Origin of the sequence: Zhongshania sp. (genome assembly GCF_041584495.1) — a bacterium.
Classification (GTDB): Bacteria; Pseudomonadota; Gammaproteobacteria; order Pseudomonadales; family Spongiibacteraceae; genus Spongiibacter.
Map to the genome: position 1 here is coordinate 1 of NZ_JBFHDY010000059.1, position 22,146 is coordinate 22,146.

The 22,146-nt window shown below is 49.6% G+C and carries 22 protein-coding genes; 10 read left to right on the forward strand and 12 right to left on the reverse strand.

The features are described 5' to 3' along the window. The 7 genes from ABYP33_RS10875 to ABYP33_RS10905 all read left to right on the forward strand — a co-directional run. Positions 1 to 463, forward strand: a 463-nt coding sequence (locus tag ABYP33_RS10875) for an ATPase, T2SS/T4P/T4SS family (protein WP_373090930.1), incomplete at its 5' end; no start/stop codon positions are given. Between the two features lie 19 nt (positions 464 to 482). Next, a complete protein-coding gene (locus tag ABYP33_RS10880; protein WP_373090931.1) occupies positions 483 to 1,343 on the forward strand; it encodes a type II secretion system F family protein in 861 nt (286 codons plus the stop codon). A 13-nt stretch (positions 1,344 to 1,356) separates the two neighbouring features. Then, the gene (locus ABYP33_RS10885) at positions 1,357 to 2,226 is read left to right on the forward strand and encodes a type II secretion system F family protein (protein WP_373090933.1); all 870 of its coding nucleotides are present in this window, start codon (positions 1,357 to 1,359) and stop codon (positions 2,224 to 2,226) included. A 44-nt stretch (positions 2,227 to 2,270) separates the two neighbouring features. Continuing rightward, positions 2,271 to 2,978 (forward strand): tetratricopeptide repeat protein, encoded by a 708-nt coding sequence (locus ABYP33_RS10890; protein WP_373090935.1) that lies wholly within the window; start codon positions 2,271 to 2,273, stop codon positions 2,976 to 2,978. Continuing rightward, on the forward strand, positions 2,975 to 3,232 hold the full coding sequence (locus tag ABYP33_RS10895) for a DUF3613 domain-containing protein (RefSeq protein ID WP_373090937.1): 258 nt from the start codon (positions 2,975 to 2,977) through the stop codon (positions 3,230 to 3,232). The genes ABYP33_RS10890 and ABYP33_RS10895 overlap by 4 nt, the downstream gene beginning before the upstream one ends. A gap of 6 nt (positions 3,233 to 3,238) precedes the next feature. Further along, the gene (locus ABYP33_RS10900; RefSeq protein ID WP_373090938.1) at positions 3,239 to 5,320 is read left to right on the forward strand and encodes a pilus assembly protein TadG-related protein; all 2,082 of its coding nucleotides are present in this window, start codon (positions 3,239 to 3,241) and stop codon (positions 5,318 to 5,320) included. 112 nt (positions 5,321 to 5,432) lie between these two features. Beyond that, positions 5,433 to 6,605 (forward strand): PilT/PilU family type 4a pilus ATPase, encoded by a 1,173-nt coding sequence (locus ABYP33_RS10905; protein ID WP_373090940.1) that lies wholly within the window; start codon positions 5,433 to 5,435, stop codon positions 6,603 to 6,605. 75 nt (positions 6,606 to 6,680) lie between these two features. On the opposite strand, the gene recA is transcribed toward ABYP33_RS10905, so the two are convergent. After that, positions 6,681 to 7,715 (reverse strand): recombinase RecA, encoded by a 1,035-nt coding sequence (recA, locus tag ABYP33_RS10910; protein ID WP_373090942.1) that lies wholly within the window; start codon positions 7,713 to 7,715, stop codon positions 6,681 to 6,683. Between the two features lie 257 nt (positions 7,716 to 7,972). Here recA and ABYP33_RS10915 point away from each other — a divergent pair, with 257 nt between their 5' ends. The 3 genes from ABYP33_RS10915 (at position 7,973) to fdxA (ending at position 11,891) form a co-directional block, all read left to right on the forward strand. Next, a complete protein-coding gene (locus ABYP33_RS10915; protein WP_373090944.1) occupies positions 7,973 to 8,683 on the forward strand; it encodes a spermidine synthase in 711 nt (236 codons plus the stop codon). Between the two features lie 149 nt (positions 8,684 to 8,832). After that, positions 8,833 to 11,415, forward strand: a complete 2,583-nt coding sequence (mutS, locus tag ABYP33_RS10920) for a DNA mismatch repair protein MutS (RefSeq protein ID WP_373090945.1) — start codon at positions 8,833 to 8,835, stop codon at positions 11,413 to 11,415. Positions 11,416 to 11,567: 152 nt separating this feature from the next. Next, positions 11,568 to 11,891: a ferredoxin FdxA gene (gene fdxA, locus ABYP33_RS10925; protein WP_373090946.1), complete on the forward strand. Its 324-nt coding sequence runs from the start codon at positions 11,568 to 11,570 to the stop codon at positions 11,889 to 11,891. 75 nt (positions 11,892 to 11,966) lie between these two features. Here the strand turns inward: fdxA and rpoS are convergent, their stop codons facing one another. The 11 genes from rpoS to ABYP33_RS10980 form a co-directional block, all read right to left on the reverse strand. After that, a complete protein-coding gene (gene rpoS / locus ABYP33_RS10930) occupies positions 11,967 to 12,968 on the reverse strand; it encodes an RNA polymerase sigma factor RpoS (protein ID WP_373090947.1) in 1,002 nt (333 codons plus the stop codon). 73 nt (positions 12,969 to 13,041) lie between these two features. Next, positions 13,042 to 13,812, reverse strand: a complete 771-nt coding sequence (locus tag ABYP33_RS10935; RefSeq protein WP_373090949.1) for a peptidoglycan DD-metalloendopeptidase family protein — start codon at positions 13,810 to 13,812, stop codon at positions 13,042 to 13,044. A gap of 167 nt (positions 13,813 to 13,979) precedes the next feature. Further along, the gene (locus ABYP33_RS10940; protein ID WP_373090950.1) at positions 13,980 to 14,885 is read right to left on the reverse strand and encodes a DUF368 domain-containing protein; all 906 of its coding nucleotides are present in this window, start codon (positions 14,883 to 14,885) and stop codon (positions 13,980 to 13,982) included. A 39-nt stretch (positions 14,886 to 14,924) separates the two neighbouring features. Next, on the reverse strand, positions 14,925 to 15,563 hold the full coding sequence (locus ABYP33_RS10945; RefSeq protein ID WP_373090951.1) for a protein-L-isoaspartate(D-aspartate) O-methyltransferase: 639 nt from the start codon (positions 15,561 to 15,563) through the stop codon (positions 14,925 to 14,927). 77 nt (positions 15,564 to 15,640) lie between these two features. Further along, on the reverse strand, positions 15,641 to 16,663 hold the full coding sequence (gene truD / locus ABYP33_RS10950) for a tRNA pseudouridine(13) synthase TruD (RefSeq protein WP_373090952.1): 1,023 nt from the start codon (positions 16,661 to 16,663) through the stop codon (positions 15,641 to 15,643). Beyond that, a complete protein-coding gene (gene ispF / locus ABYP33_RS10955) occupies positions 16,653 to 17,144 on the reverse strand; it encodes a 2-C-methyl-D-erythritol 2,4-cyclodiphosphate synthase (RefSeq protein WP_373090953.1) in 492 nt (163 codons plus the stop codon). Before ispF ends, truD begins: the two co-directional genes overlap by 11 nt. Beyond that, positions 17,137 to 17,853: a 2-C-methyl-D-erythritol 4-phosphate cytidylyltransferase gene (ispD, locus tag ABYP33_RS10960; RefSeq protein ID WP_373090954.1), complete on the reverse strand. Its 717-nt coding sequence runs from the start codon at positions 17,851 to 17,853 to the stop codon at positions 17,137 to 17,139. Before ispD ends, ispF begins: the two co-directional genes overlap by 8 nt. Before the next feature lie 43 nt (positions 17,854 to 17,896). Continuing rightward, positions 17,897 to 18,175 (reverse strand): cell division protein FtsB, encoded by a 279-nt coding sequence (ftsB, locus tag ABYP33_RS10965; protein ID WP_373090956.1) that lies wholly within the window; start codon positions 18,173 to 18,175, stop codon positions 17,897 to 17,899. Positions 18,176 to 18,258: 83 nt separating this feature from the next. Further along, on the reverse strand, positions 18,259 to 19,542 hold the full coding sequence (gene eno / locus ABYP33_RS10970) for a phosphopyruvate hydratase (protein ID WP_373090957.1): 1,284 nt from the start codon (positions 19,540 to 19,542) through the stop codon (positions 18,259 to 18,261). A gap of 38 nt (positions 19,543 to 19,580) precedes the next feature. Then, the gene (gene kdsA / locus ABYP33_RS10975; RefSeq protein WP_373090958.1) at positions 19,581 to 20,432 is read right to left on the reverse strand and encodes a 3-deoxy-8-phosphooctulonate synthase; all 852 of its coding nucleotides are present in this window, start codon (positions 20,430 to 20,432) and stop codon (positions 19,581 to 19,583) included. A gap of 51 nt (positions 20,433 to 20,483) precedes the next feature. Beyond that, positions 20,484 to 22,109 carry a CTP synthase gene (locus tag ABYP33_RS10980; RefSeq protein ID WP_373090959.1) on the reverse strand — a complete coding sequence of 542 codons (1,626 nt, stop codon included), beginning with the start codon at positions 22,107 to 22,109 and terminating at the stop codon, positions 20,484 to 20,486. Positions 22,110 to 22,146 lie beyond the last annotated feature (37 nt).

The window sequence follows — 22,146 nt, forward strand, 5'->3', positions numbered from 1 at the left end:
ACCAGAAAACAACGAAGGTGTCGGCGAAATCAGTGCACGGGAATTAGTTAAAAACGCCCTGCGGATGCGCCCAGACCGAATTATTGTTGGTGAAAGCCGCGGCGGTGAGGTACTTGATGTTCTTCAGGCCATGAATACCGGCCACAATGGATCAATGAGTACCGTGCATGCCAACTCTGCTGGCGATGCGCTTACCCGCTTAGAAATGATGGTCGGCATGTCTGGGTTTAAAGGCTCCACGGAATTAATCCAAAAAATGATTGGCAGCGCATTGGATTTAATTATCCACATTGGGCGGAAATCTGACGGCCACCGCTGCGTGTTACAAGTTAGCGAACTGACCGTAGTGAAAAACACCTTAGTGCTTACCGATATTTTTCGCTTTGATGAAAACACCCGAAAATTAATCGCTGCCAAAGACCCCAGAGCGGTACCACTTCTTAACGACGCAATTCACGGATGAATCAAGGGAGTCATGGTAAATGTTTTGGATTGTACTTGCGCTACTAGTAATTAGCCTGGCTTTCATCCTCGTTATTTTAATCACCAGCGATGATGAGAGCGCAGAAAAAGACAAGGCACTGGAAAACAGTTCCCCAGTAGTGCCTCAAGCGATAACCTTATATTTAGCGGGTAATGGCGTCGAGTTACCTGCAACGATCGTATTTGCCAGTTTGGCCCTTGCTGGCAGTGCAGCACTGTTTTGTCTCCTATTATTGCCAATTGAATACGGATTTATCGCCGCCCTATGTTGCCTCCTTTCACTTATCGGCCTAGTTAAATTTATCGGAAATCACCGCCGCGCAAAAATGTTGGAACAACTGCCCTCCTTCATTAATCAGGTAACACGACGGCTATCCGCTGGTGTATCGGTAGAAAACGCCTTTAGCGACTCAGTAGAAACACTTGAAGCGCCCTTAAGCACTGTAATGAAACGCATTGTTCGCCGAGTACACATGGGGTACGAACTTCATCAAGCCTTTGACCGTGAAGCAGGTATCACCAAACTCCACGAATTTAACGTGCTCGCCACGTCTATTAGAATAAACGAGCAATACGGCGGCAGTATCCGCTCGATTCTCGACGATATCGTTTCCATACTCCGCTTAGAAGACGCCGGTAAACGGGAATTGAGTGCCATGACGGGGGAGACTCGGTTTACCGCAGTCGTACTCGCGATACTACCCCCTCTGATCGCCGCTTATATGTTTTCCATGAACCCCGAAATGCTATTAGGCATGTGGGCGGAGGCTGGTGGTAAGTCCGTATTGATCGCTGCCGCCGCAATGGAAATACTAGGTGTTATCGTGTTGTGGCGCATGATTAAATCCATCGACGCCTAAAAGGGAAACTATCATGGAAGTGCATCACTACTACTTTATTTTTGGCGCCATTGTCCTCTGCACAGCACCGGTATTTTTACTCGTCATAGCGCACATGGACACCAAAACCGACAACCCACAAGCGGTTGAAGAATTTAGCCCACGAGATACTTGGCGCCAACTGCGTGAGGAAAACACCCATATTGCCTCACTCTCCCAACTTCTACGCCGTGCCGGTTTATTTAATAGCGAGCAGCAGTTGAATGCGATTACCCTCACTATAATTGGTATTGCTAGCCTGACAGTGATCGTGGCAGCCCTTGCGTTTTATCGCGATCTCGCAGTCCAAACAATAATTTTTGTCGCGATTAGTGCATTTATTACCAGCTTGCTACTTTCCTATCTCTTCCTTAAGAAAGCGGCGGAAGATCGCCAAAAGCTGCTTGAAAAAGAGAGTATGATTTTAATTCAAACCACTCGGATGCTATGGCGGGTTGGTTTATCGTTACCGAAAACGCTGTCAATCATTTGTCAGGAACTCCACGAGCTGTCACCCAATTGCGCGACTGAACTCAATATCGCAGTGAAAAAAATTGAAGCTGGACAAAGCCAGGAAGAGGCACTCTATGAACTCATTAATAGCTGCAGTGCTGAAGGGTTTAAAGAGTATCTGATTGTGATTCGCCAGCAGTCTATCACTGGCGGTAGCATCGATAGCTCACTCGATGAACTCTACGTCTTACTCCAGAACCGTCGTCGTCTCGACCTACAAGAGCAAGTTAATAAACTGTCGGGGAAAATGTCGTTGGTCATGATGGTATTTTTGTTCCCTGCGCTGCTGCTCTTTGTCGCTGGCCCCGGCATGTTCTCAATTTCAAAAAGTCTCAGCGCCCTTGGCGGTTAAGATGCGAAAATGAGATTACATATATTTTTAAAAAGGACAACAAGATGAAAAGGATACTTTCTTTAGGATTGACGCTTGTTCTTGCTGCCGCAGTTAGTGGCTGCGCTAGCACATCGACAAACTCAGCCCGTGCAAACAATCAATCCTGCGGCCCCGATCTCGCCCAAGCTGAAAACATGAAGCTGGACTTGGTTAGCCAGTTGATCAGTGAAGGCAATTACTACTCCGCCTTAGCACACTTAGAAAACGACTCGACAAAGAGCCAACAAGCACTGTGGTTGCGCGCAGAGGCACAGCGAAAAACAGGCTTACTCAGCGAGGCTTATAGTAGCTACCGCGACTTGAGTTTAAGCTGCATGACGGCATTTGGTCACGCGGGCATGGCGAAAATTCTTGCAACACGAGGAGACGTTTCCCAAGCGCACCAGCATATGCTTAAAGCCCGTCGACTCGCACCAACTAATTCGGACATTCGCAATGACTACGGATTTATTCTGCTTGCCCACGGTGATTTTAAAGCTGCCCAACGCGAGTTTATGACTGCTTTACAACTAAAACCTGGGCATCCGGTTGCCATTCGCAATATGGTCATGAGCCTAATCCTAGACGGCGATAGCCGCACGGCAATACGTATGGCAAGCAACAATGGCATTAATAGCGCGGAGTTTAAACAACTAGAACGCAAAGCCAATTCTTTTACCCGACCGGCACTGGCCAACAAGGCCAATTTAAGACATGGAGCACCACTATGAGCAATTTATTGAAAATAACGGCAAGCACATTGTTACTGCTACCACTTGCTCTTAATGCAACGCCTGACACCACCGACGAACCTCAGACAGCGACTGCGCGCCTAATGGCGATGCAAAGCTCAGGGGAACAAGCCAGCAGTACTGAGCAGCATCTCTCTGGAAAAGTACGCAGCGAAGTTTACCAACGCTATGTTAAAAGCTTTACGCAGCCAATTCCTAATAAATTCATTGATGAATCATTCACTGACAAGTAGGACAACATGAACACTCTTCAGCTCGGTAAAGTATCTAGCAAGTGTCAGCAGCGGGGTGTAATGACTATTTTGGCGGCGCTGACGCTGACCACCTTAATCGCATTCTTGGCCCTCGTCGTCGACACCGGACGTTTGTACTTAGAAAAGCGCACCCTGCAAAAAAATGCCGACCTCGCCGCGATCGAAACAGCACTGCTGTATTGCCGAGACCAAGAATTAGATGAGGCTGGCCGCAGAGCAATTGCCCTTGATGCGCTCTCAGCCAGCCGCAATAATTTTTTAGGCGAGGAAGGCGGCATCATCGTTAAACTCGGCCTTGTCGGCGCATCAACTGACGAAAATGGCGCGAATCGCAAAAGTTTTACTGAGGACAACAGCGGTAAAGCTATTCAAGTTACCTTAAGCCGAACTGTGCCGGCCTCATTGTTTGAAAGCTTCAGCTTTGGCGGAAACAACACCGTCACCTTAAGCCGCACCGCAGTTGCCCAAGCCTGCCAACCTGAGGCATTAATCACTATTGATAGCGGTATAGTCAGCATCGACTCCAGCCAATCTGCTCTGTTAAATACTGTGCTGGGTGGATTTTTAGGTAGCACCGTGAGCCTAAGTGTTGGCGAATGGAACGGCCTTCTCACCAGTGATATTAACTTACTGAGTTATCTCGACGCACTAGCAATTGATTTGGGTGTGGCTGTGGGCAGCTATGATGAAGTACTCAGCACCAGTGCCTCGCTAGGTGACTTCCTTGCCGTCGCCGCTGACGTCCTCACCGCCGACGGCAATATCATCGCCGCCAATGGCTTACAGGCCCTGGTATTAGCCATACCACTAGCCACTCCGGCAATCCAATTAGGCGAGTTAATCAGCGTGCAAAGCGGCGCACCCGACGTCGCATTTGACATTGCAATATCTGCTCTTGATCTAACCCAAGCCAGTATTCAGCTCGCCAACACAAAAAATGCGCTGGTCGCCAATATACCGGTCTCACTGCTCGGTGTTGCCGGAGCAACAATTCACTTAAAGGTCCTTGAAGAGCCAAAAATATACGCTATTGGCAACCCTGAAGACGCCAAGTCAGACCCCTACGGCAGCGATCAGATCTACGTGCGCTCCGCGCAAGTACGAAGCTTTATATCTCTTGATCTGCCAGTTGCCGGTGCTACCCTCAGCGCATTGGAGGCGCTATTGAGCAATCCACTGGTGGCAGGCGTCACCAGTAGCGTTAATAGTTTACTTGCGCTCGATTTGGCGGGCGTACTGAGTGATTTAACGTGCTTGCTGTCCTGCAGCCAAGAAAAAGATATCACCCACATCCAAATTTTACCTACTCCCCGTCTTGATATTGCAATAGATATCGGTCGCGCTGAAGCCCGCGTCAGCGATTACAGCTGCGCCGACAATGGCGATAAATCCCTAACCGTACCCGCGCAGTCAGCAGTTGCGGGCATTGCAGCAGGCACAATGGGAACCAGCACTGCGGATGCGAGCAATAATGCCTTTAGCACCGCTGGCGTCAACGTCGACCCCCTTGCCCTTATCGATATTGGCAGCAAACACATTCGCAAACGCTGTGTTTTGGCGATATGCACAATTGATTATAAGAAGGGCACCGGCTGGACCACGAATTCAGCCTTAGCTGACCGCACTGCCTATACCGGCGGCGGCATCGGCTTAAAAGTCGACACCAATTTACTGACAGGAACCGACACGCTAAATTACTACAACATCCCGGCCGACACCTTTCTTCCCAATATTGATCAAACCCTTGATGCCGACGCATTTCAGCAATTAGCCGCCAGCGACCTTGTTGCCGGGGTCAGTGATTCACTCAGCGGCATTGAACTAGAATTTTACCCGCCGTCTGGAGCTGGCATAGGTGGAAGCAATTTAGGCGAGGTGACGACCCTAGTCGGTAGTGTCGCCGATACCTTGTTAGCCAGTATCGACAGTATTATTACCGGCGTTTTGGCGCCGATACTCGATCCGCTGCTAAATGATCTGCTAGACTTATTGGGCGTTAGCTTGGCCGAGACCAATGTTGGTAGTGCTCTTACCTGTGAAAGCAACAAGGTGGAGCTGGTCATTTGAGCCAAGCACCACTCACTTAACAAGGGTATAGCGACAAAATATTCGCTATGCGCCTGACTTTTGCAGATTGTCATGCCAGCGCCATGCCGCTGGCAATTTATGAGAGCCAGCCATGACGTTTAATGACTACCTCACAGTACTTGCCAAGAATGACGGCTCCGACCTATTCCTCAGCACAGGGGCACCCCCCTGTGCGAAATTCCACGGTAAATTGAAACCGCTAGATAAAGACAGCTTTTCACCGGGCGACATTAAAAAAATTGCTTATTCGATTATGGATGCCGGTCAAATTGAAGAATTTGAACAAGAGCTCGAAATGAATCTCGCCTATCATATTCCAAGCGTAGGTCGCTTCAGAATAAATATTTTTAAACAACGTAATGAAATATCGATGGTAGCCCGGAATATCGTTACCGACATCCCTAATGTCGACACGCTAGGCCTACCCCCTATATTAAAAGACGTAATAATGACCAAGCGTGGCTTGGTGTTATTCGTCGGCGCCACCGGCTCAGGTAAATCAACCTCCCTAGCTGCGCTTATCGATCACCGCAACACTAATAGCAGCGGCCACATCATCACCATTGAAGACCCTATAGAATTTATTCACCGCCACAAGCGCAGTATCGTCAACCAACGTGAAATTGGTATGGATACAAGGAGCTTTCACCAAGCCTTAAAGAACACCCTTCGTCAGGCGCCCGACGTTATTCTTATTGGCGAGATTCGCGACCGCGAAACCATGGAGCACGCCCTCGCCTTCGCAGAAACCGGCCATCTCTGTATTTCAACACTACACGCGAATAATGCCAACCAAGCTTTAGACCGTATTATTAATTTTTTCCCAGAAGAACGCCGCAATCAATTACTGCAAGACCTGTCGATGAACTTAAAGTGTTTTGTATCACAGCGCTTAGTCCCCACTGAGGACGGAAAACGGGCCGCAGCCATTGAAATTCTTCTCGGCACACCCACCGTTGCTCAAGCAATTCATAAAGGTGAAATTGAAACCATCAAAGAAATCATGCACAAGTCTGAAAACGTGGGCATGCAAACCTTTGACCTCGCCCTCTTCAACCTTTACGAGGCAGGTAAAATATCATTTGCGGAAGCGTTAAAAAATGCAGACTCAGCGAACAACCTCCGGCTGCGGATAAAACTGCACAGCAAACGAGGCATCCCCGCTGACGCGGTGGAAGACAGCAATACCGACGACAAAAAGTCTATATCAGCAATGAGTTTAAGCTTAGAAATGGATAATGACGAAGAGGAACTGCCTGAGTAAGCGGCAGAGCATTTACTAAAGCGAAGGTTGCAGCCACTTGGTAGCTGCAACCTCATGATTAATGCTTAAGGCCGACTATTTCTCAGCAGCAACAGACTCATCAGCCACTTTCTTTGCTGTTGGTTTAGGCAGTAAGGCTTCGCGAACTTGGCCTTCAATTTCAGCGGCTATTTCAGGGTGTTCGGCCAAATATTTAGCCGCATTCGCCTTACCTTGGCCAATTTTATCACCTTTATAGGCATACCAAGCACCGGCTTTGTCGACTAAACCTTGCTTGACGCCCAAGTCGATGACTTCGCCAAGGCGGTAAATACCCTGACCGTAAAGGATCTGAAACTCCGCTTGTTTAAAGGGTGGCGAAACCTTATTTTTAACAATTTTAACTCGCGTTTCGTTACCAATCACTTCTTCACCGTCTTTGACTGCACCGGTGCGGCGAATATCGAGGCGTACTGACGCATAGAATTTTAGTGAATTACCACCAGAAGTCGTTTCAGGGTTGCCAAACATCACCCCAATTTTCATACGAATTTGATTAATAAATATAACGAGGCAGTTAGCATTTTTAATATTACCCGTTAATTTACGTAGCGCTTGTGACATTAAGCGCGCTTGCAGACCAACATGGGTGTCGCCCATTTCACCTTCAATTTCGGCCTTGGGCACCAACGCGGCTACCGAGTCGATAACAATGACATCGACCGAGCCTGAGCGAACCAGCATATCGGTAATTTCCAATGCCTGCTCACCCGTATCTGGCTGGGAAACCAGTAAATCTTCAAGATTAACCCCCAGTTTTTCCGCGTATTGAGGGTCTAGTGCGTGCTCAGCGTCCACAATCGCAACGGTTTTACCCGCTTTCTGAGCCTCAGCCATAACCTGTAAACACAAGGTGGTTTTACCGGAAGACTCTGGCCCATAGATTTCAACTATTCGACCATAGGGCAGGCCGCCAATGCCTAGGGCAATATCCAACCCCAGCGAACCAGTAGAGACAGATGGCATCACTTCCCGTGAGCTATCGCCCATTTTCATGATTGAACCCTTACCAAACTGGCGCTCAATCTGGCTAAGTGCCGATTCCAGTGCTTTTTGCTTATTGGGATCCATATGTTCTCTACCTTTTGTGAATGCTGATATTAAAATGAATAATGACTGACAGAGCTACCGGCCAAACAACTGTATGTATAATCAGTATTATTCGCGCTATTGTCAATGCCAGAAGCTAAATTCTTTGGAACTCATCATATCCGCCCAGCGAGATAAACTTAGCCCCATTTGCCTGCCGCAAACATTTCACTGCTGTTAAGCCTAAAACAGCTTGTGTTAAAGTGCGGCTCAACGTTAGCTTAACTCCCAGAGGCCACATGATTCCCTGGCAACACCTTGGTACAGCACAAATACCCAATAACGGCGGCGAGCTGAAACTGAGCCGACGCGGTGAGGAGTTCTCTATTCGTTTATCTGGGGTGCGCGGTGAACTGATGAACAGCCGCTTGTATAACTCCGAAGAAGCACTGGCCGATTTGGCGTGCAAACAGCTTAAGGCCCGCGACAATAGCGCGGAAGTCTCCGGCGCTGAGATTTTGGTCGGCGGCCTCGGTATGGGCTACACGCTAGCCGCGGCACTGCGCGCAGTGGGCCGCACGAGCCAAGTCACTGTCGCGGAACTGATTCCGGCCGTTGTCGAATGGAACCAAGGGCCACTAGGCGATTGTGCTCGCCAGCCCCTGAACGACCCTAGAACAAAGGTTCACATTGGCGATGTGGCCGAACTATTACGCGACAATCCCAAAGCCTATGACGCTATTTTATTAGATGTCGACAACGGCCCAGAAGGCCTGACTCAAAACGACAACAATTGGCTGTATTCTCAAGCAGGGCTCGAAGACCTTTTTGCCACCTTGCGCCCCGAAGGTGTATTGGCAATTTGGTCTGCGGGCGCCGACTCCATGTTTGCTATCCGCTTAAAAAAAGCGCGTTTTAAGGTCACTATCCACACGGTGCGCGCCCGCCCCAGTAAGGGCAGCCGCCACACGATATTTCTAGCCCAAAAGCCTTGGCAAGCCGCAGATTAAGGTCGTTAACAGCGGCAGAAAATTAGTGGTTTTTAATGCAGTTTGCTATTCTTGCCCGCTTATATTTATTGTGTAATTTCATCGCAATTTTCAGCTTAAAGCCTGTGCAGAACACACTTTTGCCTAACGAATAAGGCCAGTATATAGCAATGACTAAAGACGCCAACACCAGCAGCGCCGAAGTATCCCACACCCCCATGATGGTTCAGTATTTAAAGATAAAAGCGGAACACCCCAATGAAGTGGTTTTTTACCGCATGGGCGACTTTTACGAGCTATTTTTTGACGACGCAAAAAAAGTGTCGGAACTACTGGATATTACCCTCACCGCACGCGGAAAAACCGGCGGCAACCCGATCCCCATGTGTGGCGTGCCCTACCACGCCGTGGAAGGTTATTTAGCCAAATTAGTCAAAGCCGGTGAGTCGGTGGCAATTTGCGAACAAATCGGCGATCCGGCGACCAGTAAAGGCCCCGTTGAACGCGCCGTCGCGCGCATTGTGACGCCCGGCACCATCAGCGACGAGGCGCTACTTGATGAGCGCCGCGATGCACTTCTTGTCGCAGCCTGCGGTGATTCAGGTGTATTCGGTATTGCCGTCTTAGACATGAGCAGTGGCCGCTTCCAAGTACTTGAGGTTAAAAGCCAGGCGGCTCTTATAGGCGAATTACAACGCTTGCGCCCAGCGGAACTCCTTATTGCGGACGACCTCCACATCGAAGACATGCCCAAATTTGGCGGCTTGCGCAAACTCGCTCCCTGGGAGTTTGATTTTGACGCCGCCACCCGTGGCCTCTGCCAACACTTTGGCGTGCAAGATCTGGCCGGTTTCGGCTGCGAGCAGCTTTATCATGGCGTCGCCGCAGCAGGTTGTCTGCTGCACTATGTTAAAGACACTCAACGCAGCGCCCTTCCCCATATTCGCCAACTCAAACATGAGTCTCGCGATGACGCCGTAGCCATGGACGCCGCAACCCGGCGCAACTTAGAGCTGGATCTAAACCTCAGTGGTGGCACTGAAAACACCCTAGCATCGGTGTTTGATCACTGTCAGACCGCCATGGGCTCGCGACTTCTGCGCCGCTGGCTGCACCGACCATTACGCAACCAAGCGATTCTCAGCGCCCGCCAAAGTGGCGTAGTCGGGCTAATTGACAATTATCAGTTTGAAACCCTGCGCACTACGCTTAAACAAATAGGTGATTTAGAGCGTATTCTGTCCCGCGTTGGGCTGCGCTCGGCCCGACCACGAGATTTGTCACGCTTACAGCGCTCACTGGCGACCCTGCCCGAGTTACAAAGCCAATTAAAGCCATTTGACATCCAGTATTTAACGGACTTATCGGAGCAGATCGGCGAATTTCCAAGCCTGGCTGACTTACTGAGCCGTGCCGTGGCCGAAAATCCGCCAATGGTCCTGCGCGACGGCGGTGTCATCGCCGAAGGCTTTGACCCCGAGCTAGACGAATTACGAAGTCTTAGCACCGACGCAGGTGAATTTTTGTTGGCCATGGAGCACCGCGAACGCGAAAAAACCGGCTTAAGCACACTAAAAGTCGGCTACAACCGTGTCCACGGCTATTACATCGAAATCAGCAAGCTGCAGGCGCATCAAGCCCCGGTTGAATATATTCGCAGACAAACCCTGAAAAATGCCGAGCGGTTTATCACCCCAGAACTTAAAACATTTGAAGACAAAGCCCTAAGCAGTAAAAGTCGAGCCTTGGCGCGAGAAAAACTCCTCTACGAGAGCTTGCTTGACACCTTAAATGAAGAGCTAGCCGCGTTGCAAACCAGCGCGCAAGGTCTCTGTGAACTCGATGTTATCGCCAACTTGGCCGAGCGCGCGATCCAGCTCGACCTATGCCAGCCTAAGTTCAGTGACAAGCCAGTACTGGATATCGAGCAAGGTCGTCATCCTGTCGTTGAAAGCGTGCTCGATGAGCCCTTTATTGCCAACGACCTCAAGCTTGCCGACGACCGCCGCACCCTCATTATTACCGGCCCAAACATGGGCGGTAAATCGACGTATATGCGCCAAACCGCACTCATTGTACTCTTGGCCCACATTGGTAGCTTTGTGCCAGCCAGGTCTGTAAAACTCAGTTTGGTGGATCAAATATTCACTCGCATAGGCTCTTCGGACGACCTTGCCGGTGGACGCTCGACCTTTATGGTAGAAATGACCGAAACGGCCAATATTCTGCACAACGCCACCGCAAAAAGCTTAATTTTAATGGATGAAATAGGCCGTGGCACCAGCACCTTCGACGGCCTATCACTAGCCTGGGCCTGCGCCATTGATCTCGCCGACCGCGTTCACGGCTTTACTTTGTTTGCAACTCACTACTTTGAATTAACTGTGCTACCGGAAACCTATCCCAAAGCCGCTAACGTTCACCTCGGCGTCACCGAGCACAACGACCACATTGTGTTCCTACACCGGGTCGAAGAAGGTCCCGCCAACCGCAGCTACGGTTTGCAGGTGGCCAAATTAGCCGGAATTCCGGCCAAAGTTGTCAGTGCAGCTAAAATCAAACTCCAACAATTGGAATCCCAAGCCATTAAACACGGTCAGCTTAATACAACGGGGCCGCAAACCGATTTGTTTGCCGCGCAAGCGGCGGCAGATCACCCTGTGGTCACCGAGCTTGAAGACATTAAACCCGATGACCTGAGTCCTCGCCAAGCCCATGAATTACTCTATCGACTAAAGGACTTACTGAAATAAGCTGGTTAAACGGGCTAATGCGTAAAAACGATAATGCACAGTTAAATTATTGTTAAGGCTAAAGCTATACCCATATTTTTCACTGGTGTTACAATACCGCGCTCTGCGAGTTACTCAACCCACAGTCAGGATTTAAAAGGGGCTGACCAAAAATGACTTTTGTTGTAGGCGAAGATTGCATTAAGTGCAAACACACTGATTGTGTTGAAGTATGTCCGGTAGATTGTTTTTACGAAGGCCCGAATTTCCTCGTCATACACCCTGACGAATGCATTGACTGCGCACTGTGTGAACCAGAATGCCCAGTCAACGCGATTTTCTCTGAAGACGAGCTGCCCGAAGACCAGCAAGTATTCTTAGAATTGAATGCGGAATTGGCTGAGGTATGGCCGAATATAACGGAAATGAAAGCAGCGCCGGCAGACGCAGAAGACTGGGCTAACAAACCCAATAAACTTCAGTACCTCGAGCGCTAGGCTAATTGCACTGCTTGCTTTCTGCACCATAAAAAAAACCCGCAAACGTGGGTTTTTTTATGACTCTAACTCAGCTTAATGACTTTCAGCGAACAACGACGCTGCGTTTAAGCCATTCGCCTCAAACAGCACCCGCATACTCTTCAGGGCTTCGACCTGTATTTGTCTTACGCGCTCACGAGTTAGCCCAATCTCGCGACCAACCTCTTCCAAGGTGGCAGGCTCGTGGCCACGCAAGCCAAAACGACGAACCACGACCTCACGCTGCTTTGAGCTCAAATCGCCCAGCCACACATCGATACTATTCGACAGATCCTCGCCCTGCAGAATATCACTAGGATTCAGCGCCTGCGTATCTGCAAGGGTATCGAGTAAGACCTGATCTGAATCTTGGCCCACGGGGACATCAACAGAGCCGACACGATCCTTTAAACCGCACAAGCGTTTGGCTTCAGCGACAGGCCTGTCTAAGGCTACCGCCATCTCTTCAGGCGAAGGCATATGATCGAGCTTTTGCGTTAATTCGCGCTCGGCGCGCAAATAGCTATTTAGCTCTTTTACTACATGGATTGGCAATCGAATGGTACGAGTCTGGTTCATTATCGCCCGCTCAATCGTTTGCCGAATCCACCATGTGGCATACGTTGAGAAACGAAATCCACGCTCTGGATCAAATTTTTCTACCGCGCGAATTAAGCCGAGATTACCCTCTTCAACCAAATCTAATAGACTCAAGCCGCGATTAAGATAACGTCGAGAAATTTTCACGACTAAGCGCAAATTACTTTCGATCATGCGCTTGCGCCCAGACTCATCCCCTTTTCTTGCAAGGCGAGAAAAATACACTTCCTCCTCAGCGCTTAACAACGGCGAAAAGCCAATCTCACTGAGATAGAGCTGCGTGGCGTCTAGATCACTCGACTGGCGGCGACCACGACCTGGCTTAACGGCCACGTTACTGGGTTTCTCCGATGTAGAATCTTCGTCATCCCGCGCATCGGAACCTTCCTGAATATCTGTGCTTGCTAATACATCGTTAACATTTGAACGATGTCCATCTTTTTCATATACCCGCATCGTCGAATCCTTTTATACCTTTGTTATTGCTCGACTAAGTGATACCTAAGGTGCCTTGCTGGCTTTTATGACGTCAACGCCGTGGGAGCAGCCTTAAAGGATCAACCGGTTTTCCGTCCACACGAATTTCAAAATGTAATTTTACAGAATCAGTACCGCTATCGCCGACCTCGGCAATGAGCTGACCCGCTTTAACCTTTTCTCCCTCCCTTACCTTAATATGCCGATTATGACCGTAAGCACTTAAAAAACGGTCTGAGTGTTTCAGTATCAGTAGATTGCCGTAACCGACTAAACCACTGCCTGCATACACTACCTCACCGCTTCGTGATGCATATACAGGCTCACCCATTTTACCCTTTATATCAATACCCTTATGTTCTTGGCCGCTAGCAACAAATGACCTCACTACTGGGCCGCTCAACGGCCACTGCCACGCCTCACTTGCAGAGGTTAGCGGCCCTATTCCCTTGACGATCGGCCTTGTCACTCGCTCTTTTTTAACGTTGTTTGATTTTGGTGTCGGCGCAGATGTAGTGGCGGCATTAGTCGAAGTATTTTTAGATACTAGCGCCTTATTACTCTCTTGTAGCAATATCGCTTGGCCTGGATAAATGGTGTATGGCGACCGGAGATTGTTAGCAGACGCTAACCTTTGAAGCTCGAAGCCATAACGCCAAGCAATGGAGAACAAGGTATCGCCAGCACTAACAATATAATATGGAGGGGTGCGCTCTGCTGGATTATAACGATCAGAAACAGGGGCGAAACTGCCACTGCTAGTACACGAAACCAAGACACAAATTACACTGCAAAAACCAATAATTTTCTGCAATTTGCTCATCACATTAAGGACCGATAAACCGCATGAAAAAACCTTTTTTGACCAGATGGTAAGTTAAGTTTAAAAATATGCGTGACGACTCAATCCTATCAAAACGTTTATATCTCAGTTTTGAGTACTATTTGACCTTTCAGCCGACTTTATTAGAAAAAAATATTCTTAAAAAATCAGACCTTTTTGGCAAACCTTTCTATCAAGAGTACCAAAACAATACCATTCAATGCCAATGCCAATGAAAACAGCAATTGGGCATCGCCTTTTACCGCATATTGCCAGGGCAAAACATTTTGCCAGCCCGGCGCTAAGGACTCTGTTAGGATGCCACCGGCGGCATCTAGTTTCCAAGGCCAAATAATACTCAATGACCCTACTAACAAGCCACTTAAGCCCGCCAAGAGCTGGGGGCGGAAGTGTTGCATAAGCCAGGACAATAAACGCACAAATAGCATCAACCCCACCCCACAGCCAGCCATAAAGCTAATTAGGGCAAGTAGATCCATACTTTTGACAGCCTCGATCACCGGTTGATACATGCCCAAAAGGAGCAGAATAAAGCTCCCGGATATACCCGGTAAAATCATGGCACAAATCGCTAAGGCGCCAGATAGAAATAAATTCAACGGCGTGCTGGCAATGTCCGCCGGACGAAATTCGCCTATCAACAGGGCGAAGCCAATACCGCACAATAGCCATCCGATTTGTCGGCCCGAGCCGGGAATTTGCCGGTACACCAATATCGCAGATGCCAGTATCAAGCCGAAAAATAAGGCCGCCAAGGGCACGGGGTGATGGTGTAATGCATAGGAAATAAAGCGCGCCAATGACAAGACACTCGTCGCAATACCAAACAGCAAGCTCATTAAAAAGCCGCCGTTGATGTGCTGCCAAAATGCAGTAGGCCCAGATTGGAACAACAACCGCAGCGCCTGAATATTACACGACTTCAAACTTTCAATCAGTTCGTCGTAAATACCGGTAATAAAGGCTATCGTGCCACCTGACACGCCTGGCACGACGTCGGCGGCGCCCATGGCCAATCCGCGGATAAAAACCGCAGGATAAAATCCTTTCATTAAACTCCCTTCATAGCCATAATTGACATCGTTATCGCATTAAGACAATAAACCCGCGAGCAAGGGCACAAATAAAACAGGCTCAATAATTTGTTCTTGAATGCCCTCTTCGGTCTTATCATAAACATAGAGAGCCTGCTGTTTTCCTTGCGAACCTATTGGTATCACTAAACGACCGCCCTTCGCCAATTGCGCCAATAGCTCTTGAGGGACTTCAGCCGGTGCTGCTGCCGATAAGATCGCGTCGAAAGGCCCACGGTCCCTCCAACCCATACCGCCGTCGGCATGGCGTAACTGAACATTGGTCAGGCCCAGCTGACGCAGACGCTGACGGGCTTTTTCTTGCAGGGGTCGAATACGCTCAACGCTAAATACCCGCCCTACTAGTTGAGCTAATATCGCGGTTTGATAGCCTGAGCCGGTCCCCACCTCCAAAACCCGTTCTCGTGGCCCATTTGCCAGCAGTAACTCGGTCATACGAGCAACAATATAAGGTTGCGACAAGGTTTGCTGAAAACCAATGGGCAGCGAGCTGTCTTCGTAGGCGCGATGAGACAGTGCCTCATCAAGAAAGATATGGCGCGGCGTGCCGCGAATAACATTTAGAACCGTGTTATCAGTGATCCCGCGTTCACTCAAGCGCTCAATTAAACGGTCCCGGGTTCGCTGGGAGGTCATCCCGATGCCTTGCAAATTTAAGATTGTCACCCAGTTATCTCTATTAACACTAATGAATAACGACGCTATTGCCGCCCCTAACTCGCCAGCGGGTAGCGAATTAATTCTCGCACAAGCGCTGTGGCGAAACAGCCCCTAGGCAAGGAAAAGCTCAGCTCCAGCGATTTATTACCCGTAAACTGCCATTGAAAATCTTGGGGGATCAAGCGCAGCGCCCTCCTCTCCATACTCAAACCATGTTTAAGCAAGCCCTCACACAAATCTGCATGCAGACTATACACCGCCTCTTCCGCAATGGCCGCGGCGGCACTCACTACTAAGCGCCTAGTCTTACCGAAGAGCGGCCCGGTGGTTTGAATATCGCCACTGGCTAATCGAGCCAATGTCTCCGCGTTGCGTTCGGCGCTAAATACGCTACCGCTGTCTCGCAGCGCGTAAATCTCGCCCTCTAAACCGGTATTCCAACTGCCATCAAGCACCCGATTCGCCAATACGGTATTAAACAGGTAAGACCTGGCCGCAGAAAGATACATGCTGCGCTCAAAACGGCCCGGCGTTAGCGTACCCGCAAACCACTGTTGGCAAGCACTTATATTACCGCCTTGGTGGCCAAAGCGCTGCTCACCAAAGTAATTCGGCACGCCCTGAGATAGCTGCGCTACCCGGTGGCCAAGCTCATCAAGATCACCTTCTAAGGCACTTAAACACAAGGTAAATCGGTTATAGCGATGGCTGCCCAAACGCAGCTTTTGACGGTGGCGGCCCTTGCGCAGTATTTTCCAGGTTTCCGCTTCCGACACATCCCACGCGGGAAAGTTTTTACCGGGCAGGTGCACGCAAAACCACTGGCGAGTGATGGCATGGCGATCCTTCTGGCCCGAATACGTTACAGCTTTGGGCTGCACACCCGCTAAGCGCGCCAATTGCCTAGCGACGTACTCCGTATTATCACCGCGCTTTTCTATCCACAGCCAGTCAAACTCGCCATCGTCGCTAAATTGAACGGGGAAAACCTCTTCCACCACAAAATCTTCAGCTTGGGCTTTTAATACACCACTAAGCTGCGGAGTACCGAGTGCACGAGGCCAATCAGGCAACATCGCCACGCTCCAATAACACCACGGCGTCTACCGCAATACCTTCGCTGCGGCCGACAAAACCTAATTTTTCGGTGGTGGTCGCTTTCACGCTAATCTGACCAACTTCTAGATTCAAGACCTTGGCAATGGACTCGCGCATGGCGGGAATGTAACTGGCGAGTTTAGGCGTTTGCGCTGCAATGGTGATGTCCGCATTACCCAGCGCATAGCCCCCGTGCTGGATTAATTGATAGCAATGCGCCAATAATTGCGCACTGTCAGCACCTTTATAACGCGGGTCGGTATCTGGGAAGTGCTTGCCAATATCACCCAATGCCAAAGCCCCAAGCAATGCGTCACAGAGTGCATGAAGGGCAACATCACCATCTGAATGCGCAATGAGTCGGTAGGCACACGGCACCCAAACCCCGCATAAATGAATGCCTTCGCCCTCATCTAGGCGGTGGACATCATAGCCATGGCCAATACGAATTCTAGTCATTCACACCTCCAGCCAAAAAAGCCGTCGCTATGGTGAGGTCATCAGGGTAGGTAATTTTAATATTACGGTGACTGCCTTCAACCAAGAGGGGCTGCCCGCCAAACTGCTCTATTGCCGAGGCCTCGTCAGTTACCGGCAAAGCATGCTCACGACAGTGTTTGAGTGCAGCACGAAGCTCGCCGTAACGAAATAGCTGCGGTGTTAACGCCCGCCACAAACCATTTCTCTCAACTGTTTCGACCGCTTCACACTGGGCGTTGCCTCGTTTAACAGTATCGACCACCCGCGCCGCCAATATCGCGCCGAGCGGATGCTCGCGCCCCTGTAGGAGTAAAGCGTGGACATCTGCATCACTAAGACAAGGCCTTGCAGCGTCATGCACCAGCACCCAGTCCGTCGCCGCAGCACCATTAAGTGCAGCCAGCGCCAGCTCCACAGACTCCGCGCGCTCCAGACCACCGGTAACAGACCTTACCTTTGGATGCTTAGCACAGGCGAGTTTGCTAAAGGTCTCGTCATCCGCATGCAGGGCGACAAGGACCTCATTGATCTCAGGACAACGCAACAATGCAGCGATGCTGTGTTCAATGACCGTTTTTCCAGCCAGGGGCAAATATTGTTTGGGAAGCGCTGCACCAAAGCGGCTGCCTCGGCCTGCGGCGGGCACTACTGCCCAAAGGCGAGATGCAACTGCCTTACCCTCAATCATGTTAGCACTGCCTGTTTCGTTTCAAGCTATTATTCTGCTCCAACTATTCTTCAACGATGAGATAAAAGGTCTCATCGCTCTTAATCAAACCCATATCATTGCGGGCGCGCTCTTCAATGCTATCGAGATCATTCTTCAAACTACGCACTTCGCCATACAGGCGCTCATTACGTTGACTCAATTCGTCGTTCACCTTTTTTTGCTGAACGATATCCCGGCGCAAACTGGTAATTTGCTCCCAACTACCCGAACCCGTCCACAGCCTAAACTGCAGCATAGTCAAAATGACCAGCAGTAATAAAAGCAATCGCCGGCGCGTCATCGTGCTGCCATCTCACTTATACCCATACTGATCCTCAATACCCGCAATGTCATTAAGGGGCAGCGCAAGTTGCCCCTTAAAACTTAAGCGCGGAATTCGTCGCGACCACGATATGCCGCGCCTAACTCTGCTTCAATACGCAGTAAACGATTGTATTTAGCGACGCGATCTGAGCGACATAAGGAGCCTGTTTTAATTTGGCCAGCCGACGTCGCTACAGCCAAATCGGCAATTGTGGTGTCTTCGGTTTCGCCCGAGCGATGCGAAATAACAGCGGTATAACCCGCATCCTTCGCCATTTTAATCGCGTCTAGGGTTTCCGTCAGCGATCCAATTTGGTTGAATTTAATTAGAATTGAATTCGCAATTTTGTCATCAATACCACGCTTTAGAATCTTGGTATTGGTTACAAACAAATCGTCGCCAACCAACTGAACACGATCGCCAACTTTGCGGGTCAGTGTTGCCCAGCCACCCCAATCGCTTTCGTCCATGCCATCCTCAATGGAAATAATTGGGTATTTTCGGCTCAGCTCATCTAAATAGCTCGCAAAGCCTTCCGCATCAAATTCTTTGCCTTCACCGCTCAGCACGTATTTGCCGTTCTTGTAAAACTCGGAAGACGCGCAATCCAGCGCCAAAGTAATGTCTTTACCCAGCTCGTAACCGGCGTTAGCAACAGCCTCAGCAATGGCTTCAAGTGCGGCTTCATTCGATGGCAAGTTAGGTGCAAAACCGCCTTCATCACCTACTGATGTGCTCAGACCACGAGCGACCAATACTTTCTTGAGAGAGTGGAAAATTTCCGCACCTTGACGCAGCGCTTCAGCAAAGGTCGGCGCGCCAACAGGCTGAATCATGAACTCTTGAATATCGACATTATTGTCAGCGTGTTCGCCACCATTAATGATATTCATCATTGGCACGGGCATGGTGTACTGACCTTCTGTACCATTGATTTGCGCAATGCGCTGGTACAGGGGAATACCCTTCTCAATCGCTACCGCTTTGGCTGCCGCGAGAGACACGGCCAAAATAGCATTGGCGCCCAAATTCGATTTGGTCTCAGTGCCGTCTGCGGTAATCATGGCATTGTCGATAGCACGCTGATCTTCAGCGTCCAGACCGAGTAACAAGTCACGAATAGTGGTGTTGATATTGGCAACGGCTTTAAGTACACCTTTACCTAAATAGCGACTGGCGTCGCCGTCGCGCAACTCTAAGGCTTCGCGAGATCCCGTCGATGCCCCTGAGGGTGCACAAGCACTGCCTACAGCGCCAGATGCAAGTACAACATCCGCTTCAACGGTGGGGTTACCGCGAGAATCCAGGATCTCATACGCCTTAATATCGACAATCTCTGCCATGTGAGTTTTCTCCGTGTCAGTCTTTATAAAATTAAAATCTATTGAATATCGAGTGTCGGCAAGGATTTCACAACATCGTCCACTGCCTTCATATGTTCTAAGAAGCCTTTAAGCGCAAACAGCGGCAGCGCGCTGGGACCGTCGCATTTTGCTTGATCGGGATTGGGGTGCGCCTCTAGGAATAAACCAGCGATACCCAAAGCCATACCGGAACGACCGAGTTCGGCAACTTGATTACGACGTCCGCCCGACGCTGCGCCCATCGGATCCCGGCACTGCAGTGCATGGGTGACATCAAAAATCAGTGGCGCACCGCCGCTGACATCGCGCATAATTTTAAAACCAAGCATGTCGACAACGAGGTTGTCGTAGCCAAAATTGCTGCCGCGCTCACACAGCATAATCTTATCGTTACCACATTCGGCAAATTTTTCGACAATATTCTTCATTTGCGCAGGGCTTAAAAACTGTGGCTTTTTAATATTAATAACTGCGTCGGTGGCCGCCATCGCCGCCACTAAGTCAGTTTGTCTGGCCAAGAATGCAGGCAACTGGATAACGTCACACACTTCAGCAACCGGGCCAGCCTGGTAAATTTCATGGACGTCGGTAATAACGGGAATATTAAAAGTCTGCTTAATTTCCTGAAAAATACGCAATCCTTCTTCCATTCCCGGCCCACGATAGGAGTGCACTGAGGAGCGATTGGCCTTATCAAAAGACGCTTTAAAAACGTAGGGAATACCTAAGTCAGCGCACACGGTCACATAATGTTCTGCGACCTTCATAGCCATATCACGGGACTCAAGAACGTTCATGCCACCAAATAAAACAAAGGGTTTGTCATTTGCCACATCAATACCGGCAACACTCACTACTTTATCTTTCATCTTTCTATTCCTTAAATCCCGAGACTGATCAATGTGCTCTGCAAGCGCCTGTTACGCTTTACTGTGGGCATATGCAGCGTTAACAAAACCACTGAACAGCGGGTGGCCATCGCGCGGCGTAGAGGTGAACTCAGGATGGAATTGACAAGCAATAAACCACGGATGATCTGCTATTTCTACCACTTCAACCAAGCTCTTGTCCGCTGACCAGCCGCCGACTTTCAAACCATTAGCCTGCATGTTCGCAACGTATTTATTGTTCACTTCGTAGCGATGACGATGGCGCTCGGTAATCAATTCGCTGCCGTAAACAGCACTTACCGCAGAACCCTCAACAAGATGACACTGCTGCGCACCTAAACGCATGCTGCCACCAAGGTCAGTATCTTCATTGCGTTGCTCAACACCACCTTCAGCGGTAACCCACTCGGTAATGAGGCCAATCACTGGATCACTGCACTTATCATCAAATTCAGTACTATTGGCGCCGCTAATACCCAACACATTGCGGGCAAATTCAATCACCGCTACCTGCATCCCTAAACAAATACCCAAATAGGGAATTTTATTTTCTCTGGCGTATTGTACGGTGAGAATTTTGCCTTCCACGCCCCGGTTGCCAAAACCACCTGGCACCAGAATACCGTCAACGCCGTCGAGCACACCAAGGCCTTCATTCTCGATAACTTCCGAGTCAATATAACGTACTACCACTTCGGTACGACTGTGAATACCCGCGTGCTTCAAGGCTTCGTTTAGCGACTTATAGGCATCAAGCAATTCTATGTATTTACCAACCATGGCGATTGTCACGGTCTGATCTTGATGTAAATCACCGTCGATAACAGTATCCCACTCGGTCAGGTCCGCTGGCGGGCAATCGAGGCCAAAGCGTTCAACAACCAGCTCATCCAAACCTTCTGACGCCAATAAAGACGGGATACGGTAAATTGAATCAACATCGCGCAAGGGAATAACCGCGCGGGACTCGACATTGGTGAACAATGCTATTTTATGGCGGCTGCTCAAATCGATTTCGTGATCTGAGCGACACAGCAAGATGTCAGGCTGTAAGCCAATAGAGCGCAGCTCTTTAACAGAGTGCTGGGTGGGCTTGGTTTTGGTTTCACCGGCGGTGGCAATATACGGCACCAAGGTCAGGTGCATCAGCATTGACCGCTTGGCGCCTAATTCAACTTTTAACTGCCGCGCCGCTTCAAAGAAGGGCAAGCCTTCAATGTCACCAACCGTGCCGCCAATTTCAACAATGGCGATATCGGCATCACCGGCCCCCGTGAGAACTCGGCGCTTTATTTCATCGGTAATATGGGGTATTACCTGTACTGTGCCGCCAAGATAGTCGCCGCGACGCTCTTTGCGCAACACGGTTTCATAAACCCGACCAGCAGTGAAATTATTACCTTTGGCCATTTTGGCGCGCACAAAGCGCTCGTAATGACCAAGATCCAGGTCAGTTTCTGCACCGTCTTCGGTAACAAACACCTCACCGTGCTGAAATGGGCTCATGGTACCGGGATCTACATTAATGTAGGGATCCAGTTTCAACATAGTCACTTTGAGGCCGCGAGCCTCGAGAATAGCGCCCAGCGATGCTGAAGCGATGCCTTTACCGAGAGACGAAACAACACCGCCGGTGACGAATATAAAACGCGCCATGTCATGCCTTTTTGATAGTGCGATAAGATATAGGGCT

Coding starts and splice junctions, on each gene's coding strand:
- eno (WP_373090957.1), bottom strand. CDS start 19,542: ATGGCAGAGATTGTCGATATTAAGGCGTATGAGATCCTGGATTCTCGC.
- kdsA (WP_373090958.1), bottom strand. CDS start 20,432: ATGAAAGATAAAGTAGTGAGTGTTGCCGGTATTGATGTGGCAAATGAC.
- ABYP33_RS10895 (WP_373090937.1), top strand. CDS start 2,975: ATGAGCAATTTATTGAAAATAACGGCAAGCACATTGTTACTGCTACCA.
- ABYP33_RS10935 (WP_373090949.1), bottom strand. CDS start 13,812: ATGAGCAAATTGCAGAAAATTATTGGTTTTTGCAGTGTAATTTGTGTC.
- ispD (WP_373090954.1), bottom strand. CDS start 17,853: ATGATTGAGGGTAAGGCAGTTGCATCTCGCCTTTGGGCAGTAGTGCCC.
- ABYP33_RS10905 (WP_373090940.1), top strand. CDS start 5,433: ATGACGTTTAATGACTACCTCACAGTACTTGCCAAGAATGACGGCTCC.
- ABYP33_RS10890 (WP_373090935.1), top strand. CDS start 2,271: ATGAAAAGGATACTTTCTTTAGGATTGACGCTTGTTCTTGCTGCCGCA.
- ispF (WP_373090953.1), bottom strand. CDS start 17,144: ATGACTAGAATTCGTATTGGCCATGGCTATGATGTCCACCGCCTAGAT.
- fdxA (WP_373090946.1), top strand. CDS start 11,568: ATGACTTTTGTTGTAGGCGAAGATTGCATTAAGTGCAAACACACTGAT.
- recA (WP_373090942.1), bottom strand. CDS start 7,715: ATGGATCCCAATAAGCAAAAAGCACTGGAATCGGCACTTAGCCAGATT.
- ABYP33_RS10885 (WP_373090933.1), top strand. CDS start 1,357: ATGGAAGTGCATCACTACTACTTTATTTTTGGCGCCATTGTCCTCTGC.
- ABYP33_RS10945 (WP_373090951.1), bottom strand. CDS start 15,563: ATGACCTCCCAGCGAACCCGGGACCGTTTAATTGAGCGCTTGAGTGAA.
- rpoS (WP_373090947.1), bottom strand. CDS start 12,968: ATGCGGGTATATGAAAAAGATGGACATCGTTCAAATGTTAACGATGTA.
- mutS (WP_373090945.1), top strand. CDS start 8,833: ATGACTAAAGACGCCAACACCAGCAGCGCCGAAGTATCCCACACCCCC.
- ABYP33_RS10880 (WP_373090931.1), top strand. CDS start 483: ATGTTTTGGATTGTACTTGCGCTACTAGTAATTAGCCTGGCTTTCATC.
- ABYP33_RS10915 (WP_373090944.1), top strand. CDS start 7,973: ATGATTCCCTGGCAACACCTTGGTACAGCACAAATACCCAATAACGGC.
- ftsB (WP_373090956.1), bottom strand. CDS start 18,175: ATGACGCGCCGGCGATTGCTTTTATTACTGCTGGTCATTTTGACTATG.
- ABYP33_RS10900 (WP_373090938.1), top strand. CDS start 3,239: ATGAACACTCTTCAGCTCGGTAAAGTATCTAGCAAGTGTCAGCAGCGG.
- ABYP33_RS10980 (WP_373090959.1), bottom strand. CDS start 22,109: ATGGCGCGTTTTATATTCGTCACCGGCGGTGTTGTTTCGTCTCTCGGT.
- ABYP33_RS10940 (WP_373090950.1), bottom strand. CDS start 14,885: ATGAAAGGATTTTATCCTGCGGTTTTTATCCGCGGATTGGCCATGGGC.
- truD (WP_373090952.1), bottom strand. CDS start 16,663: ATGTTGCCTGATTGGCCTCGTGCACTCGGTACTCCGCAGCTTAGTGGT.